General features: G+C 60.8%; 11 protein-coding genes and 1 pseudogene. 1 reads left to right on the forward strand and 11 read right to left on the reverse strand.

What is annotated here, in order from left to right; genetic code table 11:
• Nucleotides 1-386: 386 nt before the first annotated feature.
• Entirely contained in the window at nucleotides 387-515 is a 129-nt protein-coding gene (locus AAF143_RS10010) for a hypothetical protein (RefSeq protein ID WP_414026960.1), read from the forward strand.
• 160 nt (nucleotides 516-675) lie between these two features.
• Here AAF143_RS10010 and AAF143_RS10015 read toward each other — a convergent pair whose 3' ends face one another.
• The 11 genes and pseudogenes from AAF143_RS10015 to AAF143_RS10065 form a co-directional block, all read right to left on the reverse strand.
• The gene (locus tag AAF143_RS10015; RefSeq protein WP_255007148.1) at nucleotides 676-1,671 is read right to left on the reverse strand and encodes an NAD(P)-dependent alcohol dehydrogenase; all 996 of its coding nucleotides are present in this window, start codon (nucleotides 1,669-1,671) and stop codon (nucleotides 676-678) included.
• Nucleotides 1,672-2,346: 675 nt separating this feature from the next.
• Entirely contained in the window at nucleotides 2,347-2,505 is a 159-nt protein-coding gene (locus AAF143_RS10020) for a hypothetical protein (RefSeq protein WP_255007767.1), read from the reverse strand.
• Between the two features lie 77 nt (nucleotides 2,506-2,582).
• On the reverse strand, nucleotides 2,583-3,305 hold the full coding sequence (locus tag AAF143_RS10025) for a CHAT domain-containing protein (protein ID WP_414026961.1): 723 nt from the start codon (nucleotides 3,303-3,305) through the stop codon (nucleotides 2,583-2,585).
• Nucleotides 3,239-4,615 (reverse strand): tetratricopeptide repeat protein, encoded by a 1,377-nt coding sequence (locus tag AAF143_RS10030; protein ID WP_414027049.1) that lies wholly within the window; start codon nucleotides 4,613-4,615, stop codon nucleotides 3,239-3,241. The genes AAF143_RS10025 and AAF143_RS10030 overlap by 67 nt, the downstream gene beginning before the upstream one ends.
• A gap of 147 nt (nucleotides 4,616-4,762) precedes the next feature.
• A pseudogene (locus AAF143_RS10035) lies at nucleotides 4,763-5,686 on the reverse strand (tetratricopeptide repeat protein); the annotation flags it as partial.
• A gap of 713 nt (nucleotides 5,687-6,399) precedes the next feature.
• Nucleotides 6,400-7,194: a hypothetical protein gene (locus AAF143_RS10040; RefSeq protein ID WP_414026962.1), complete on the reverse strand. Its 795-nt coding sequence runs from the start codon at nucleotides 7,192-7,194 to the stop codon at nucleotides 6,400-6,402.
• A gap of 226 nt (nucleotides 7,195-7,420) precedes the next feature.
• Nucleotides 7,421-8,209, reverse strand: coding sequence for a hypothetical protein (locus AAF143_RS10045; RefSeq protein WP_414026963.1), 789 nt, complete (start codon nucleotides 8,207-8,209; stop codon nucleotides 7,421-7,423).
• A gap of 124 nt (nucleotides 8,210-8,333) precedes the next feature.
• A complete protein-coding gene (locus AAF143_RS10050) occupies nucleotides 8,334-9,056 on the reverse strand; it encodes a CHAT domain-containing protein (protein ID WP_414026961.1) in 723 nt (240 codons plus the stop codon).
• The gene (locus AAF143_RS10055; RefSeq protein ID WP_414026964.1) at nucleotides 8,990-11,437 is read right to left on the reverse strand and encodes a tetratricopeptide repeat protein; all 2,448 of its coding nucleotides are present in this window, start codon (nucleotides 11,435-11,437) and stop codon (nucleotides 8,990-8,992) included. Before AAF143_RS10055 ends, AAF143_RS10050 begins: the two co-directional genes overlap by 67 nt.
• On the reverse strand, nucleotides 11,368-11,592 hold the full coding sequence (locus AAF143_RS10060) for a hypothetical protein (protein WP_414026965.1): 225 nt from the start codon (nucleotides 11,590-11,592) through the stop codon (nucleotides 11,368-11,370). Before AAF143_RS10060 ends, AAF143_RS10055 begins: the two co-directional genes overlap by 70 nt.
• Before the next feature lie 431 nt (nucleotides 11,593-12,023).
• Complete coding sequence (locus tag AAF143_RS10065) at nucleotides 12,024-14,621, reverse strand: ATP-dependent Clp protease ATP-binding subunit (protein WP_255010452.1); 2,598 nt, start codon at nucleotides 14,619-14,621, stop codon at nucleotides 12,024-12,026.
• Nucleotides 14,622-14,789: the final 168 nt, after the last annotated feature.

Raw genomic sequence — 14,789 nt, forward strand, 5'->3', positions numbered from 1 at the left:
GACGTTCGCCATCGCGAGGCCAAAAGCTGTAGTGACCGCAGAGGAGAACGATTCGGTGGCGGCTCTAGTCTGTGGCGATGGTGGCTAATTCTATGCCGGCATTAAACGTCGCACGGCTTGAGCTCCGCACACTTAGCAATCAGTCATGACATCTTCGGGTCAACCTCGTCTTGATCATCAAAGGCCAGGACGTCGGTAGGGAATGCATTGAGCTCCAACGACTTGCAGCACAGGATTGACTCTGCACTCGCCAGCCGATTGAGGGCAAGTCCGCCCGTACTTTCCTGGCCTTGGTTGAAGACTCTTGACTCATGCCATGAGTGCCACCGAGGTGGTCCCCGAGACAGGCTGGATCAGTTCAATCTGGGTGTCCCAGCACAGGCGAGATGAAGGTTGCAGAGCCAATCTCCGGGCTTGCCGAGATACGTGCCTTCGGTATCCTTTGCAGCAAGATCCTCCATGTGCATGAAGCGCCTGATTCCCTTCGTTTCAACGAAGAACTTCTCGGCGGCTGAACGATCTCGGACAATCCAGGCAACTTGGCAGAAGACTGGAGCAAGGACTGGCTTGGTCATGGTTGACCTCCAATAGATGCTGTGTGAATCGAGACGGGCTAACGGTCGGATTCAGTTGCCTTGCGGAGCAGAGCGGAGCCATGTCGGCTGCTTTCCGTTGTTAGATTGTGCCACTCTGTTCCAGAGTTATCACTACGTTTCCTCTTTTGTGTCCTTTGTCCACGTAACGGTGCGCCTCGGCAATCTGCTCCAAGGGATAACGTCTATCGATGACTGCTCTTATCTTCCCCGCCTCAATCAGTTCTTTGATGAACATTAGATCTTCTTTGCACTCGGTTGGCGACCCAAACAACACTTTCTTCCCGCCGATTATGGAAGTCCATAGCATTTGAATCAACTCCTGTGGCCCGCCGGCCACTGCGAGATAAAGTCCCTTTTGCTTCAGGGAGTTCTTACAACGTGAAAACGAAGTCTTGCCTACGACTGTGTCCAAGATGATGTCGTACAACTCACCATTTTGGATAAAATTCTCTTGGGTGTAATCAATGACCTTATCGGCCCCCAGGGATTTCACCAATTCTAAATTCGTGGCACTGCATACCCCGGTGACTTCTGCCTCATAGTACCTGGCAAGTTGAACCGCATAAGTACCGACCCCTCCAGAAGCGCCATTGATCAGGACTTTTTGTCCGCGCTGAATCTTCGCCATATCTCTCAGAAAGAACAAGGCAGTTCCCGCTCCAAAAGGAAGAGCGGCAGCTTCCTCGTGTGTTACAAAGGCCGGCTTCATTGCTAATGCCCCTGCTTCAGGCCGACACACATACTCGGCATAAGCGCCGAAGCTATCTGAGCCGATGCCAAAAACGTGGTCACCCTTCTTAAATGATTTCACGCCTTTGCCTACGGCTTCAATTTCTCCAGCCAGCTCAGTCCCCAGGATTGTTCTTTTTGGCCTTCTAAGACCAAACATTAATCGTGGTAGGGGCCCGAATCCGGGAGGGACAAAGGTAAACCCCCGAACGTTCACGTCCCCTGTGGTTACGGTTGCCGCATAGACTTTTATCAGAACTTCATTATCCTTTGGCGTAGGTTTTTCCACCTCTTTGAGCTGAAGAACATCCGGTGCCCCGTATTCTGTGTACACAATCGCTTTCATGGGTTTCCTCCAAGCTTTCTATGAACCGGTGATCTTAAAAATTCACCACAATCTAACTCTATTCTCGACAGTTCGCCCATCCAGCCACGTCTTGCCACCCCTTTTCAGCCCTTCTCCGCTCAGCACATCAGACGATTTTCTCAGGTGCGCGTTCTACTGCAACCCCCTTTCGTCCCATTCCTGGCCGCGGAAACCTGCATAACACACTCACCCTATCAAGCCCCGCTAAGGGCTGATCCGCTGGGCTCTACACCTTGCTTCCCCATGATCGATAAGGTGCTTGAAAGTTGCTTCGTCATTCCATGGCCTGCATTGGTACCTCCTGGATAGTGAAAAAGACCTGACCCCTTTCAACAGTTGGGTATCAAACCAATGCCGGAAGTTGTGTACCTGCTGCCTGGTTTGCTGAGTCCTTTCAGCCGCCCTGAGGTTCCTTGCACCGCAACTATTGGGGAAGGCCAACTGTGAGCAACTCCGCCGTGGGGGCTTTGAGCACTTCCACCCGAAGGCATGGGAGATCTCAGCCGCCAATCCCCATACACCCAGCTCCGGCTGCAGGAGCAACACCAACACCTGATGCGGGGTGTCTCAAACCCCAGCCCGTCATCATTCACAAAAAAGGGGGCCCATCGGCCCCCCAAATCTTCTGAATCAGAGGCGCTAAGCGCCCGCCCCTCAGGCACTCGCCCCTGCCAACTCCGGCAGCGGCGCGGTGATGGTCTGGTGGCGGATCACCACCTGCTTCTCCTCGTTGACATCCACCAGGGCGGAATCGCCATCCTTGAGGCGCCCGGTGAGGAACTCCTCGGCCAGGCTGTCTTCCAGCAGGCGCATCACGGCGCGGGCTGTTGAGGCACATAGCGCCCGATGACGCCGAGACCAGTTCCAGTGCACTTGCCGGTGCCTGGGTCCTACAACCCAGGCACCGGCCCCCCATCACCCGTGAGTTGCCAGGCCGCCCAGTATTTATGGTCGCCCCAATCTTTCTGCTTGGGATGACTCCGGAACTCCTCCTGCACCTGCACCAGCGCCTCCATACGACCCACTCCCTTATGCAGCAGTTCGTAGTAGCGCTTCATGAACTCCCGAGTGGCCGCATCATCCACCTTCCACAGCGACAGCAAGGTGGAGCGGGCACCCGCCACCGTCAGCGCACGCTGCAGCCCATACACGCCCTCGCCGCTCTGCAGGGTGCCCGAGGCCGTGTTGCAGGCCGAGAGCACCACAAGCTCGGTGCCATCGAGTTGCAACCCGGAGGCTTCCTTGGCCGTCAGATAGCCGTCGTCGGCAGCAGCGGCCGCGTTGGCCGAGCGGCCGGCCTGGGCGGCCTGGTCCCCAGGGGCGGACGGGACGCCGCCGCAGGCCTTGTTCGGCAGGCGGCTGGCATCGGCGCCGGCAAGCACGATGCCGCTGTTGAGCAGTGGGTCGCAACCACTGGCACCTTCTGAGAAATAGCCATGGCTGGCCAGGTGCAGCACCTTGGGCCCCCGCGCCTGCAGCAAGGCGCCTGTGGTGGCCGCCGCCCCCATGAGCGGTTTCACACCCAAACCCTTCAACCCCTGGGCAATCACCTCCCCCTCCTCGGCGCTCGCCGGCAGCGGGCTCCAGCCGGCACCAAACGCCGGTGCGGCCAACACCAGGGGGTGCCACCGGCGGCGGCAGCCGGTGACGGCAGCAGCTCACGGCCGCTCGTGATCACGTGCAGCTGGATGGTCTGCACCAGCCGGAGATTGGAAGCGCCACTGGCGCCTGGCTTGGCCGGCCCAGAAGCCGCCGGGGCCGGCAGCGCCGCAAAGGGAAGGCGGTTGAGTTCACCATCGGGTGAAACGAACCACGTTCTGCGGCCGCTGAGTGGCTTGAGCAGGGGCCCAAAGACCTTCGCGCTCACCTGCTCCCACAACGGACTGACGGAAAGTTCACCGCGCTCCGATTCCTTCAGGGCTTGCTGGATCAGCGGATCAATGGCACTGGCAGGTCCCAGATCCACCGAGCTGATCCCGCCATCGGGGACGAGCACCAGCGCTAAGTAGCGGGGGTCTCCTGAGCGCTTGTCGCTTGATTGGTTGGCAGGAGAGAGGCGATACTCGCTGGCGAAAGAGGGGCGATAACGCTGAAACTCCACCAGCACACCATCTGCTGGAAGTGCGCGGGCCACATCCTGGGGCTCCACCAGCCTCGGCTTTAGGGCGGGCAGCTGGCGGTAGAGCTGTTGTTCCAGTTGATCGCGCTCCTTCTGCAGCGCCAACCGCTCAGGCTGACCCAAGGAGGCATCGCTCAGCCGCGCCGTCAGCCCCTTGAGCTGTTCACTGAGCGCGCGCTGGGGCCCGGGCGCGCGGGCCAGCAGCGCCTGGCGCCGTTCGATGTCCTGCAACAGACCGTGGCGGTTCAGCCGGGTAAACAGGGCCACCTCAGCACCGCCACCGCCGCTGCCGGCCACCGAGTAATTCACCAACCAACCCTCTCCGAAGGTCTGCAACAGGGGCTGGCGTTGCGCCTCCGCCAGCAAGGGCAATTGGCCTTGCAGAAACAGCACCTGGCTGCCCAACGCTTCGCGCAGCAGGGGTTCAGCCTTGATGGCCTGTTGCTGATCGAGGTAAAAACCAGCCAGCTGTAATGAGGAATCAGCCAAAGAAACGAGCAAGGCAGAATTGCTGAAAGTCAACTCGCGGTAAATCTTTACCGCTTCTTCCATGGGCGGCTGGGCTTCGGCAGCGCGGTTCAGCATGGCCAATTGGAAGCCAAGTCTTTTGAGGCTGCCGGCCAGATTGCCACGTGAGGTTGGGTTACTGCCATCAAGAACCAGCTCGCGGTCAATCTTCACCGCTTCTTCGGTGAGCGACAAGCTCTCGGCGCGACGGCCCCGATCGCTGTAACCCTGACTCAGGTTGTTGAGGCTGACGGACAGGTCGCGGCGGTAGGCCGGGCTGCTGTCAGCAAGAACCAACTCACGGCTAATCTTCAAAACTTCCTCCATGAGCGGCAGGACTTCGGAGTGACGCCCCAGGGAGTTGTAAACAATGATTAGGTGGGTGATGCTGCCTGCCAAGGTTCCGCGGTAGACCGAATTGCTCGCCACATACTCACGATACAATTTAACAGCCTCTTCCGAGGGAGGGAGTGCCTCGGAGAATCGGCCCAACATACTGTAATTGCTTCCCAGGTTGGTAAGGCTCATAGCCAGTTCTGAGCGGAAGAACGGGTCAATTGCCGCAAGCTCGCGGTAGATCTTCATCGCTTCTTCCCTAGGCGGTAGGGCCTGAGCAAGGCGGCCCAGCCGTGCAAAACTTCTGCCAAGGCTGCTCAGGCTAGACGCAAGTCTGCCGCGGTCATTTGGGTTGCTGGCAGGCAGCTCGCGGTTGATCTTCACCGCTTCCTCGATGGGCGACAGGGCCTCCGCGAAGGCGCCCAACTCGAAGCTACTGAGGCCCAATTGCTCGAGGCTGAAGGCGAGGTTGGGACGGAAAGCCGGTTCACTTGCAGCCAGATAGCGGAAGATTCTCACCGCTTCATCAAATTGAGCCAGGGCTACCTTGGGGCGACCCACCTCTATATTCAACACCCCTATTCGTACTAACCTCCAGGCCACAGCGGGGTTTCTATCCCCCAGGTTAGCCCTCTCCCACTGCAGTACCTTGAAGTAAAGCAGCAAGGACTCCTGGAACCGGCCCTTTACTTCCAATGCCTTCGCTTGGTCGATCCACTCGCGCACTTGGGGCGGCAGGTTCTCCGCCATTGCCGGCGCCGCCTGGGCCAACAAGGTTTGGCGTGGGAGCGGAGCAGCAAGGGCGCCATCACTGGGGGGAGAGGCACCTGCAGCCGCCAACAGGCCCAGCAGCATGCACGAAAGCTTGCCGAGCGCCGAGGAGATCGAGTGGACCATGACCAGCCTGAGGTGACGAAAACCATGGTATGTGCATACTTTCGGGATTTCTGCATCAATGACAGCAACTGAAGGCTTGTCGCTGATCAAATCACTATTACAAGACCCTATAAGAGCACTTCTGAATTGAGCCATCGGTGTTTTATTGGTGATGCTGTCATATCAGAGGCAAAGGGTACGAGTGGATGGCGTTCAAAGGAAAATTGAGCACGGGATCGCTGACTTATTCTGCATCCAGCCACAGAAGCCTGAGATCAGCGGCAAGAGCAAAGAGCAAAGATGCAATCAACCATCCAATTAAGACTTGACGATGGCCAGTTCTTCGCCTTCATGCAGTCAACGTTGAAGCTCTTGCTTCAGCACGCCCTGTAGTTGGTCAATCCCTAAATCAATCGTTCGAAACAAGGCGAACGACGCTTACCATCACTAGAGCCAACACCAAAGGGCTCCCTGCAAGGCATAGATGGTGAATCGGTGCGGCGACCCAGTTGGCTGTTCGACTCCGAAGCGATCGAGGCAAGCAATCAAACAGTGGGTCAATCCCACCAAGTTAGCCTTGGCCCACTCCAGCACCTTGACCTGCAGCAGCAGACATCCTGACCTAAGGCCTTTTCTTCCAATACCTTCGCCTGAACGATCCATTCGATTACTGGGTCCGGCTAGCTCCTAAGCTTACAAGCAGGTGAGGTGCTGTTTGGAACACAACCAAGACGCGCTCCATCTTCTCCATCAAGATCGTGGGTAGTGGAGCGCCCACGATGCTGATCCAACATCACTTCCCCGATTCCCCTTAGTCCCAGAATCCAAGGTCAAACATGTCCATTCTATTTGGCGTACTCAAGCATGAACTACCGAGCTACCTGCTCGCTGGCCGAGAAAACTCGCATGAACTGATCAAAGCTTTTCAAGCCACGATCGACTTCCAGGGGGTCGGCAATTTTGCAGTTCTCACCCCTACTATCTAAGTTGACTGGATCATCCGAATAAGACGGACGGCAGAGCATTGGATCAATGCCTTCGTTTGAATTCAAGCTCCATTCCAACCGCTTGCCGCTTAGGAGTTGGCGATCTGGGGCCTGGGTCAGCACCGGCACTGCCACGTTCATCTGGACTGCTTCATAGCCTGGAGGAATCCTCACCAACATCGAACGCTTGATCGTCTCCCCAGGGTTAATCGTGTCATCATCGAAGAGTCGTCCCACGGCGAGAGTTGGCCCAAGCTCTTTGCTGACTCCACGTTCGGCATGCTCCAATTCAATCGCCCGCAAAGCCAAATCGCCCCTGGTAATGAAGCTGTCCTTACCTTGAACTGGCCTGCGGTGGATTCCGAAGAGCTGCCAATAATTACTGAGCAGATAAAGCTTGCGACTGCTCGGGTTGGTGGCGCTCACCTGAACGGTCATTACCTCATCGCCTCCCTCTGCTTGAGGAGCGTTGGTGGGAATCAGTGCCTTGCTGTCTTGGCCAAGGTTGCTCGCCAGCCTTTCATTCGGCTCGAAAGGCCTTGTCTGCTGAACTGATACTGAATTGCCGGTTTCAACTGGGGTAAGCGTGATCTCCAAGTTGATGTGCGCTGGCGCTTGGGAGGGCAGCCAAATGTCTTTGTAGATGAAGGTGTAGACCCCCCAGGCAGCGGCAATCAAGAGACCTCCGGACTGGATCCACTGGTGGGGCGCCGTCGACCTCATCCACAGGGGGATGCGGATGAATCCTGCATCGGCCCTGGTACCAGGCATCCCCTTTCGTTCTACCTCGTGGGCCGCCTTGACTGGTTCGCCATCGTGATTGGGTCCATCGGCCTGCGGAAGTTCGTCTGTCATCAGGTCAGGCCCATGAAGCCTTCGTTCCAGATAGCGGCTGGCCTGAAAGCTATGGCTTCATCCTACCGATCCGCCTAGGACAGGAGGCATTGGCCAAGCGGCGGCACTGACTGCTGAGAACAGCCAACAAGCTGTTACTTCCACGATCCTCCCCCAGTTGACGGATCTGTTCGAGCCTTGGGGGATCGGGCACCTGGTTGAGGGCCAGGGCGGCCATGGCGTTAGTGGAGCAGGTGGCGTCCGTGGCACCTAAGCCCGTAAGCAGGGCATAGGCCCGCTGACTCCTTGACCCCATACTGCCGGCTTCCGTGGCGCCATAGGCCTTCAGTGCTGGGCTGAGGAGCTTCTCCTCCCTACCGGGTTGGAGGCCTTCGGCCGCCCCGATCAGCACCCCGCCGAAGCAATTGGCCTCCAGGTTGGCGGCCGGCATGGGCAGCGTGGTGGTGCCATTCTGCTGGCTGCCGATCATCTGGCCGAGGGCGGTTGCAATCCAATAAGCGATCCCCCATTGGCCGTAATTCTTGAAATCCGTCTCCAGCCAGCTGCGATCGAGCAGCACCTTTTGACTGCCTGGGCAGTAGATCCCACTGCTGTTGGCACTGGCAACGGGAGCACCAGCTGGGCATGCCGCCAGCGCCCGCTTTCCGGCCGGTAGTACCTCGATGCTGGGGAAGGGGAGGCTGGCCGTGCCGGGGTCCGAGGCCCAAGCTTGCTGCAGTTTCCGGGTGATGGTCTGCACGGCGGCCTCCAGATCACCGCCAACTGCGGCGTGGCTGGGCCAGGGTGTCGCTCCCAGAAGGCCCGCCAGGACTAAACAGGCAGCGGTGCGGAACCTCATGGGAAGGAAATCTGCATGGATCTGCCTTACCTGACAATCTGCCCTACGGGACAGGATAGGCAGCAGTTCACGATTTGCCGTCATTCGCCAGGACACCGATCCGTGCTGCTCAAGTGTCCGCTCACTACAACCCAGGCACCGGCCCCCCATCGCCCGTGAGTTGCCAGGCCGCCCAGTATTTATGGTCGCCCCAATCTTTCTGCTTGGGATGACTCCGGAACTCCTCCTGCACCTGCACCAGCGCCTCCATACGACCCACTCCCTTATGCAGCAGTTCGTAGTAGCGCTTCATGAACTCCCGAGTGGCCGCATCATCCACCTTCCACAGCGACAGCAAGGTGGAGCGGGCACCCGCCACCGTCAGCGCACGCTGCAGCCCATACACGCCCTCGCCGCTCTGCAGGGTGCCCGAGGCCGTGTTGCAGGCCGAGAGCACCACAAGCTCGGTGCCATCGAGTTGCAACCCGGAGGCTTCCTTGGCCGTCAGATAGCCGTCGTCGGCAGCAGCGGCCGCGTTGGCCGAGCGGCCGGCCTGGGCGGCCTGGTCCCCAGGGGCGGACGGGACGCCGCCGCAGGCCTTGTTCGGCAGGCGGCTGGCATCGGCGCCGGCAAGCACGATGCCGCTGTTGAGCAGTGGGTCGCAACCACTGGCACCTTCTGAGAAATAGCCATGGCTGGCCAGGTGCAGCACCTTGGGCCCCCGCGCCTGCAGCAAGGCGCCTGTGGTGGCCGCCGCCCCCATGAGCGGTTTCACACCCAAACCCTTCAACCCCTGGGCAATCACCTCCCCCTCCTCGGCGCTCGCCGGCAGCGGGCTCCAGCCGGCACCAAACGCCGGTGCGGCCAACACCAGGGGGTGCCACCGGCGGCGGCAGCCGGTGACGGCAGCAGCTCACGGCCGCTCGTGATCACGTGCAGCTGGATGGTCTGCACCAGCCGGAGATTGGAAGCGCCACTGGCGCCTGGCTTGGCCGGCCCAGAAGCCGCCGGGGCCGGCAGCGCCGCAAAGGGAAGGCGGTTGAGTTCACCATCGGGTGAAACGAACCACGTTCTGCGGCCGCTGAGTGGCTTGAGCAGGGGCCCAAAGACCTTCGCGCTCACCTGCTCCCACAACGGACTGACGGAAAGTTCACCGCGCTCCGATTCCTTCAGGGCTTGCTGGATCAGCGGATCAATGGCACTGGCAGGTCCCAGATCCACCGAGCTGATCCCGCCATCGGGGACGAGCACCAGCGCTAAGTAGCGGGGGTCTCCTGAGCGCTTGTCGCTTGATTGGTTGGCAGGAGAGAGGCGATACTCGCTGGCGAAAGAGGGGCGATAACGCTGAAACTCCACCAGCACACCATCTGCTGGAAGTGCGCGGGCCACATCCTGGGGCTCCACCAGCCTCGGCTTTAGGGCGGGCAGCTGGCGGTAGAGCTGTTGTTCCAGTTGATCGCGCTCCTTCTGCAGCGCCAACCGCTCAGGCTGACCCAAGGAGGCATCGCTCAGCCGCGCCGTCAGCGCCTTGAGCTGTTCACTGAGCGCGCGCTGGGGCCCGGGCGCGCGGGCCAGCAGCGCCTGGCGCCGTTCGATGTCCTGCAACAGACCGTGGCGGTTCAGCCGGGTAAACAGGGCCACCTCAGCACCGCCACCGCCGCTGCCGGCCACCGAGTAATTCACCAACCAACCCTCTCCGAAGGTCTGCAACAGGGGCTGGCGTTGCACCTCCGCCAGCAAGGGCAATTGGCCTTGCAGAAACAGCACCTGGCTGCCCAACGCTTCGCGCAGCAGGGGTTCAGCCTTGATGGCCTGTTGCTGATCGAGGAAGTAAAGAGCCAGGATGAATGATGACTTCACAACATCCGGTAGGAAGGCCGGGTTGCTGGCCGCCAGCAAGCGACGGATCTTCAATGCTTCTTCCATGGGCGGCTGGGCGTCGGAAGGGCGACCCAGCTCTCTGTAACGCATGCCGATGTTGCTGAGGCTGCTGGCCAGATCACCACGGAAGGCCGGGTTGGTGGTCGCCAACTCGCGGAGGATTGGCAACGATTCTTCCGTGAGTGGCATGGCTTCGGCCCGTCGACCCAGCACGCTGTAAATATTTCCAAGGTTATTCAGGCTCATGGCCAGATCACCGCGGAAAGCAGGATTACTGAGCGCCAGCTCGCGGCGAATCTTCACTGCGGCTTCATTGGGCGGCACAGCTTCGGCGAAGCGGCCTAGGTCGGCAAGAAAGGTGCCCTGGTTGCTGAGGCTATTCGCCAGATTGACGCGAAAAGAAGAGTTGTTGGCCGCCAGCTCGCTGAAGATCCTCACCGCTTCTTGATTGGGCGGCAGGGCTTCGGCGCGGCGGCCGAGCTCTCCATAACGCAAGGCCAGGTTGTCAAGGCTGCCGGCCAGATCATCGCGGAAGGCTGGATTGCTGGCCGCCAATTCGCGGCGAATCTTCACCGCTTCTTCCGTGGGCGGCAGGGCTTCGGCGCGGCGGCCCAGTTCGCTGTAACGGTTGCCCAGACTGTTGAGGCTGGCCGCCAGATCACCGCGGGAGGCCGGTTTGCTGTCTGCCAGCTCGCGGCGAATCTTCACCGCTTCTTCGGTGAGCGGCAGGGCTTCGGCGCGGCGGCCCAGCGCGCTGTAGATGTTGCCCAGGTTGTTGATGGTGGTGGCTAGATCGCCACGGAAAGCCGGGTTGCTGGCCGCCCGCTCACGGCGGATCTTTACCGCCTCTTCCGTGGGAGGCAGGGCTTCGGCGGAGCGGCCCAGGTCCTGGTAACTAACGCCAAGGTTGTTGAGGCCGCTGGCCAGATCACCGCGTAAGGTAGGGTTGCTGGCCGCAAGCTCGCGGTAGATCTTCACCGCTTCTTCGCTGGGCGGCAGGGCTTCGGCGCTACGGCCAAGCTCTTTGTAACCCGTGCCCAGGTTGGAGAGGTTGTCAGCAAGACCGCGACGAAAGGAAGGGTTGCTGGTCGCAAGCTCGCGGTAGTTCTTCACCGCTTCTTCCGCGGGCCGCAAGGCTTCGGCGTAGCTGCCCAAATCCATGTAAAAAATGACTAGGTTGTTGAGGCTGTTGGCTAAATCGCCGCGGAATGCGGGGTTGCCGACCGCCAGCTCGCGGCGAATCCTCACAGCTTCTTCCGCGGGTGGCAAGGCTTCGACGAGGCGACCCAGTGCGCTGTTCAAAAACCCCAGGCGATGGAGGCTGGTCGCGACGAGAGGGTGACGCCCCCCAGGTTGGCCCTGGCCCACTGCAGCACCTTCTCCTGTAGCAGCAAGGCCTCCTGGTAGGAACCCTTGTCTTCCAATGCCTTCGCTTGGTCAATCCACTCGCGTACTTGGGGCGGCAGGTTCTCCGCCATCGCCGGCGCCGCCTGGGCCAACACGGTTGGCCCCAGAAGCGGCATGGCCTGGGCTTGGAAGCAAGCACTGAGGGAAGCGATCCCTGTCGCCGCGATCAGGCCAAGCCGCAGTCCCGACGCCCTGCCTGGTGCCGCAAGGATCCGGTGGAGCATGGCCAGCCTCCGAGATGAGCCGCCATGGTATGTGCAATCCTTCAGGATTTGACCTCGTTGCCAGCAATGGAAAAGTGGGTGGCTGATCACGTTGCTACGGGGAGTTTTTTATGCCTGCGTAAAGGAGTAGAGCCCTCGTGGGTTGAGTGATCGATCGCCGTAGGAGAAAGTGCCCATCGCGGCTTGTTGGCTGGGCTCAATTGCATTCGGCCGCTCGGAAGGATGGTCGTAATTTGCGCACGATTGACAACACCATTCCATGAAAAAGGGGGCCCATCGGCCCCCCAAATCTTCTGAATCAGAGGCGCTAAGCGCCCGGCCCCTCAGGCACTCGCCCCTGCCAGCTCCGGCAGCGGCGCGGTGATGGTCTGGTGGCGGATCACCACCTGCTTCTCCTCATTGACATCCACCAGGGCGGAGTCGCCATCCTTGAGGCGCCCGGTGAGGAACTCCTCGGCCAGGCTGTCTTCCAGCAGGCGCATCACGGCGCGGCGCAGGGGGCGGGCCCCATAGCTGGGGTTGTAGCCCTCCTCCACCAGGCGCTCCTTGAACGCCTCGGTGACGGAAAGGGTGATGCCCTTCTCCTGCATGCGCGCGAACACCTCCCGCAGCATGATCTCGGCGATCAGCTTCACTTCGTCGCGGCTGAGCTGGCGGAAGACGATGATCTCATCGAGCCGGTTGAGGAACTCTGGGCGGAAGTACTGCTTGAGCTCCTCGTTCACCAGCGAGCGGATGCGGTTGTAGTTCGTGTCTTCGACGCCAGCGCCGGAGAATTCGAAACCCAGGCCGCCACCACCCTTCTCGATCACCTTCGAGCCGATGTTGGAAGTCATGATGATCAAGGTGTTCTTGAAGTCCACCGTGCGGCCCTTGGAGTCGGTCAGGCGACCATCTTCCAGGAGCTGCAGCAGCAGGTTGAACACATCCGGGTGGGCCTTCTCGATTTCATCGAACAGCACCACGGTGTAGGGCCGGCGCCGGACTGCCTCGGTGAGCTGGCCGCCTTCGTTGAAGCCCACGTAGCCCGGAGGCGAGCCGATCAGCTTGCTGACCGTGTGGCGCTCCATGAACTCCGACATGTCGAGCCGGATCATCGACTCTTCGCTGCCGAAGAAGTAGGCGGCCAGAGCCTTGGTGAGCTCGGTTTTGCCCACGCCGGTGGGGCCGGAGAAGATGAAACTGGCGATCGGCCGGTTGGGGTTCTTGAGCCCCACCCGTGCCCGCCGGATCGCCTTCGACACCGCCTTGACCGCCTCGTCCTGACCGATCAACCGCTGGTGGAGGGTCTCCTCCATGTTCAGCAGCTTCACCGATTCGCTCTCGGTGAGCTTCTGGACGGGCACACCGGTCCAGGAGGCGACGATATGGGCGATGTCTTCCTCAGTGACCACAGGAATACGGTCGCCGTCGGAATCGATGCTCGCTCCGCCGAAGGCGCTGCCCGCATCACCCGCAGGAGCGACGTCGGCGGAAATGGAAGTGGTGGCTTCCCCTTCGAGCACGGGAGCGGCGGAGCCGCTGGGCTCCTCATCACGGCGGGCCTGAAGGATCGAGCGGATCTGCTCACGCAGCTCCACCTCTTTGTCACGCAGCTCGCCGGCCTTGATGTAGTCCTGCTCGCGGACGGAGGTTTCCTTCTGCTTCTGCACCGCCCTCAGCTGCTTGTCGAGCTCCTTGGCGGCCGGGGGCAGCTTGGAGTTGAGCAGGCGCACACGGCTGCCGGCCTCATCGATCAGATCGATCGCCTTGTCCGGCAGGAAGCGGTCGGAGATGTAACGATCGCCCAGGGTGGCGGCGGCGACAACGGCCTCGTCGCTGATCTTGAGCCGGTGGTGCTGCTCATAGCGCTCACGCAGACCGCGCAGAATCTCGATCGTGTCCGCCACCGTGGGTTCGCCCACCATCACCGGTTGGAAGCGACGCTCCAGGGCCGCATCCCGCTCGATGTGCTTGCGGTATTCATCCAGCGTGGTGGCGCCGATGCACTGCAGCTCACCCCGGGCCAGGGCGGGCTTGAGGATGTTGGCGGCGTCGATCGCCCCCTCGGCGGCGCCGGCACCGATCAGAGTGTGCACCTCGTCAATCACGAGGATCACATTTCCGGCGCTGCGGATCTCCTCCATGATCTTCTTGAGGCGCTCCTCGAACTCGCCCCGGTATTTGGTGCCGGCCACGAGCAGGCCGATATCAAGGGTCAGGACGCGCTTGTCTTCGAGGATGTCGGGCACCTCGCCCAGGTGGATGCGCTGGGCCAGCCCCTCAGCAATGGCGGTTTTGCCGACGCCGGGTTCGCCGATCAGCACGGGATTGTTCTTGGTGCGGCGGCCCAGGATCTGGATCACCCGGTCGATCTCGTTGTGGCGGCCCACCACGGGATCGAGCTTGGCGTCAGCCGCCAGCTGGGTGAGGTTGCTGCCGAATTCATCAAGGGTGGGGGTCTTGGTGGAGCCCTTGCCGCCACCGCCACCGGAGGTGACCTCAGCGGTCTCGCCGAGCATGCGGATCACCTGGGTGCGCACCTTGGCCAGGTCAACGCCGAGGTTTTCCAGCACCCGGGCGGCGACGCCCTCACCCTCACGGATCAGCCCCAGCAGCAGGTGCTCGGTGCCGATGTAGTTATGGCCCAGCTGGCGGGCCTCCTCGAGGGAGAGCTCCAGCACACGCTTGGCCCGGGGCGTGAAGGGGATCTCCACGGCCACGAAGCCGGAGCCGCGGCCGATAATCTTCTCCACTTCGACGCGGGCATCCTTGAGGTTGACCCCCATCGACTTGAGCACCTTGGCGGCCACACCGGTGCCTTCGCCGATCAGGCCCAGCAGGATTTGCTCGGTGCCCACGAAGTTGTGACCCAGGCGGCGGGCCTCCTCTTGGGCCAGCATGATCACCTTGATGGCCTTCTCGGTAAACCGCTCGAACATGTGCGGTGCCAAATGCAGGTGACCCCAACCTATCAGGATTGTCGTGGGCCTGCGCAGCTCCCGATCGGAATGGCCAGAACCCTTGCCACGCCTAGAGCGACCCAAGCGAAAACAACAACGAATCACCCGGAAATATGGGGGGTGATTGCAACAACAATGGTCGGCAAT

Origin of the sequence: Cyanobium sp. ATX-6F1, from assembly GCF_047395825.1 — a bacterium.
In the GTDB taxonomy this organism is placed as follows: Bacteria; Cyanobacteriota; Cyanobacteriia; order PCC-6307; family Cyanobiaceae; genus ATX-6F1.

Coding starts and splice junctions, on each gene's coding strand:
- AAF143_RS10045 (WP_414026963.1), bottom strand. CDS start 8,209: ATGAGGTTCCGCACCGCTGCCTGTTTAGTCCTGGCGGGCCTTCTGGGA.
- AAF143_RS10065 (WP_255010452.1), bottom strand. CDS start 14,621: ATGTTCGAGCGGTTTACCGAGAAGGCCATCAAGGTGATCATGCTGGCC.
- AAF143_RS10020 (WP_255007767.1), bottom strand. CDS start 2,505: ATGCGCCTGCTGGAAGACAGCCTGGCCGAGGAGTTCCTCACCGGGCGC.
- AAF143_RS10060 (WP_414026965.1), bottom strand. CDS start 11,592: ATGCCGCTTCTGGGGCCAACCGTGTTGGCCCAGGCGGCGCCGGCGATG.
- AAF143_RS10010 (WP_414026960.1), top strand. CDS start 387: ATGAAGGTTGCAGAGCCAATCTCCGGGCTTGCCGAGATACGTGCCTTC.
- AAF143_RS10015 (WP_255007148.1), bottom strand. CDS start 1,671: ATGAAAGCGATTGTGTACACAGAATACGGGGCACCGGATGTTCTTCAG.